Source organism: Pseudomonas sp. Y24-6 (assembly GCF_020295325.1).
Classification (GTDB): domain Bacteria; phylum Pseudomonadota; class Gammaproteobacteria; order Pseudomonadales; family Pseudomonadaceae; genus Aquipseudomonas; species Aquipseudomonas gregormendelii.
Map to the genome: position 1 here is coordinate 1 of NZ_JACBXG010000059.1, position 326 is coordinate 326.

The following is a 326-nucleotide window of genomic DNA, read 5'->3' on the forward strand; positions in this document are numbered from 1 at the left end:
CAAGGCGAAAGCGCTGTAGATGAGTCGATGCTCACCGGCGAACCGATACCGATCATGAAGAGGGCCGGCGACGCGCTGATCGGCGCCACTCTCAACATCCACGGTAGTCTGGTGATGCAGGCGCAGAAGATAGGATCAGCGACCCTCCTCGCACAGATTGTGCAGATGGTTGTGCAGGCACAACGCTCAAAAGCGCCGATGCAACGGCTGGCAGATGTGATTGCTAGTTACTTCGTGATTGTGGTGATTGCTATCGCCGCGCTGACTCTACTCGGCTGGGGGCTTTGGGGGCCCGAGCCAAGTTGGGTGTTCGGACTGATCAACGC

1 pseudogene is annotated in these 326 nt (G+C 58.3%); it reads left to right on the top strand.

Annotation, left to right across the window (positions count from 1 at the left end):
- A pseudogene (locus HYI44_RS29240) lies at positions 1–326 on the top strand (copper-transporting ATPase); the annotation flags it as partial.